A 3,208-nucleotide genomic window follows, 5' to 3' on the forward strand; every position below is an offset into this window, starting at 1 on the left:
GAACGGCGCCGATGGCGGCGGTAACAGCGGTACCACCCTGTCCGTCAACGGCGGCGGCGGCTTCGGTGGGTTCGGGGGTTCGGGCGGCCAGAGCGGGCTGATCGGCAGCGGGGGTAACGGCGGCGCCGGTGGCAACGGCGGCAACGGTGGCAGCGGCGGCAACCACGGCGGTAACGCCGGTCCGGGCGCGCTGGGCGGCTTCGGCGGCGACGCCCAGCTGTGGGGCAACGGCGGCGCCGGCGCCAACGGTGGCAACACCGGCAATCCCGGCAGCCTGAACGGTGGCGGCACCGGCTCGGTGTACCAGACCAGCGTCGGCGGTAACGGCGGCCGGGGCGGCTTCTTTGCCGGCAACGGCGGCAATGGCGGCAACGCCGGCAGCATCCCCGCCGGCTTCACGGCCCCAGCGGGGAACGGCATCGGCGGCAACGGCGGCGGTGCCCAGTTGGTCGGCAACGGTGGCAACGGCGGTGCCGGGGCCGGAGCCAGCCAGGGCGGCACCGGCGGCACCGGTGGCCGCGGCGGCGATCTGTTCGGCCAGCCCGGCGCCGACGGGCCCCCATAACAAGTCCGGCTCAGCGGGCCGATGGACACCTGCCTGACGCGGTCGGCAGACTGAACAGGTGCCCGAACTTCCCGAGATCGAAGCACTGGTCGACCATCTGCGCCGGCACGCCGTCGGTTTGCCGATCGGCCGCGTCGACGTCGCCGCGCTGTCGGTGCTCAAAACCTTCGATCCGCCGGTCAGCGCACTACCCGGCCGCACCGTCACCGCGGCCGACCGGTGGGGCAAATACCTGGGCCTGCGGGCGGACCCGCTGTGGTTGATCGCTCACCTGTCGCGGGCCGGCTGGCTGCGATGGTCGGACAAGCTGGCCGCAGCGCCGCTGCGGCCCGGCAAAGGGCCGATCGCGCTGCGCGTGCATCTCGGTACCCCCGGCGATGCACCGGGTTTCGACCTCACGGAGGCCGGCACCCAGAAGCGTCTGGCGGTTTGGCTGGTCGACGATCCGAAGCACGTCCCGGGTATCGCGGCGCTCGGGCCGGATGCGCTCCAACTGAGTACCGAAGACCTGGCCGGGCTGCTGGACGGCAATACCGGACGCATCAAGACCGTCATCACCGACCAGAAGGTGATCGCGGGCATCGGCAACGCCTACAGCGACGAAATCTTGCACGTCGCCAAGATCTCGCCGTTCGCCACCGCCGGCAAGCTGTCGGCCGAACAACTGGCCACCCTGCACGACGCGATGGTGTCGGTGCTGTCCGACGCGGTGCACCGCTCCGTCGGCCAGGGCGCCGCAATGCTCAAGGGGGAGAAGCGTTCCGGGTTACGGGTGCACGCCCGCACCGGCTTGCCCTGCCCGGTGTGCGGAGACACCGTGCGGGAAGTGTCATTCGCGGACAAGTCTTTCCAGTACTGTCCGACGTGCCAGACCGGCGGCAAGGTGCTGGCCGACCGGCGCATGTCGCGGCTTCTGAAGTAGTCGGTATGCTGCCCGGATGACCCGTCGGAAAATTCTCATCACCGGCGCCAGCTCCGGCCTGGGCGCCGGGATGGCCCGGGCATTCGCCGCCAAGGGCCGCGACCTGGCATTGTGCGCCCGTCGCACCGACCGGCTCGACGAGCTGAAAGCTGAGCTGTCACAACGGTATCCAAACATCAAGATCGCCGTGGCGGCCCTGGACGTCAACGACCACGAGCAGGTGCCGAAGGTGTTCGCCGAGCTGAGCGACGAGCTTGACGGTATCGACCGCGTCATCGTCAACGCCGGTATCGGCAAGGGCGCCAGGCTGGGGTCGGGCAAGTTGTGGGCCAACAAGGCGACCATCGAAACCAATCTCGTGGCCGCCCTGGTGCAGATCGAAACGGCGCTGGAGATGTTCGCCGACAGCGGTTCGGGGCATCTGGTGCTCATTTCCTCGGTGCTGGGCAACGCGGGCGTGCCGGGCGTCAAAGCCGCCTATGCCGCCAGCAAGGCCGGATTGAGCTCGCTGGGCGAATCGCTGCGCGCCGAGTACGCCAAGGGCCCCGTCAAGATCTCGGTGATCGAGCCGGGCTACATCGAGTCGGAGATGACGGCTAAGTCGAACAGCACAATGTTCATGGTGGACAACGAAACCGGCGTCAAGGCACTCGTCGACGCCATCGAACGCGAGCCCGGACGGGCCGCGGTGCCGTGGTGGCCGTGGGCGCCGCTGGTGCAATTGATGCGGGTGCTGCCGCCGCCGCTGGCGAAGCTCTTCGCCTAATGGGCGTGCATGCGCGCGTTGCGCGCGTTGCGCGCGTTGCGCGAGCAGACGCAGAATCCCCTCGACACGCCGTGTGAGAGGGGATTCTGCGTCTGCTCGCCGAGTTAGCCCGCACGCCCCCGTTCGGTGCGGTAGCGACGCACCAGCGCGTCGGTCGAGCTGTCCGACTGCGGCGCGGGTGCGGCGTCGCCGGTGATCACCGGAAGCAGCGCCTTGGCCTGAGTCTTACCCAGCTCCACCCCCCACTGGTCGAACGAGTCGATCCCCCATACCACACCCTCGGTGAACACTTGGTGCTCATACAAGGCGATCAGCTGTCCCAGCACCGACGGCGTCAGCCGGTTGGCCAGAATCGAGGTGGACGGTCGGTTGCCGGGCATCACCTTGTGCGGCACCACCTCGGCCGGGGTGCCCTCGGCCGCGATCTCCTCGGCAGTCTTACCGAACGCCAGCACCTGGGTCTGGGCGAAGAAATTGCTCATCAACAGGTCGTGCATGCTGCCGGTGCCCTCGACGGTCGGCAGGTCGTCGAGCGGTTGGCTGAACCCGATGAAATCCGCCGGCACCAACCGCGTTCCCTGATGCAGCAATTGATAGAAGGCATGCTGGCCGTTGGTTCCCGGTTCGCCCCAAAAGATTTCGCCGGTGTCGGTGGCCACCGGAGTGCCGTCGGCGCGGGTCGACTTGCCGTTGGACTCCATGGTCAGCTGCTGCAGATAGGCCGCGAAGCGGGCCAGGTCATTGGAATACGGCAACACCGCACGCGATTGCGCGCCCATGAAGTTGGAGTACCACAGGCCGATAAGACCAAGCAGCGCAGGCGCATTGGACTCCAGCGGCGCGGTGCGGAAGTGTTCGTCGACGATGTGGAACCCGGATAGGAAGTCGCCGAAGGCTTCTCGGCCGATGGCGGCCATCACCGCAAGCCCGATGGCCGAATCGACCGAATACCGCC

At 68.3% G+C, this 3,208-nt stretch carries 3 protein-coding genes and 2 pseudogenes; 4 read left to right on the top strand and 1 reads right to left on the bottom strand.

Annotation, left to right across the window (positions count from 1 at the left end):
* The 4 genes and pseudogenes from BST40_RS27560 to BST40_RS27570 form a co-directional block, all read left to right on the top strand.
* A pseudogene (locus BST40_RS27560) lies at nt 1–565 on the top strand (PE family protein); the annotation flags it as partial.
* A gap of 58 nt (nt 566–623) precedes the next feature.
* Nucleotides 624–866, top strand: a pseudogene (locus tag BST40_RS32170) (DNA-formamidopyrimidine glycosylase family protein); the annotation flags it as partial.
* 132 nt (nt 867–998) lie between these two features.
* Nucleotides 999–1,487 (top strand): zinc finger domain-containing protein, encoded by a 489-nt coding sequence (locus BST40_RS32175; RefSeq protein ID WP_371687258.1) that lies wholly within the window; start codon nt 999–1,001, stop codon nt 1,485–1,487.
* A gap of 16 nt (nt 1,488–1,503) precedes the next feature.
* On the top strand, nt 1,504–2,253 hold the full coding sequence (locus tag BST40_RS27570) for an SDR family oxidoreductase (RefSeq protein ID WP_075549177.1): 750 nt from the start codon (nt 1,504–1,506) through the stop codon (nt 2,251–2,253).
* Between the two features lie 104 nt (nt 2,254–2,357).
* On the opposite strand, the gene BST40_RS27575 is transcribed toward BST40_RS27570, so the two are convergent.
* On the bottom strand, nt 2,358–3,208 hold an 851-nt coding region (locus tag BST40_RS27575; protein WP_482805268.1), incomplete at its 5' end, for a glucose-6-phosphate isomerase.

It is taken from the genome of Mycobacterium persicum, assembly GCF_002086675.1.
GTDB lineage: Bacteria > Actinomycetota > Actinomycetes > Mycobacteriales > Mycobacteriaceae > Mycobacterium > Mycobacterium persicum.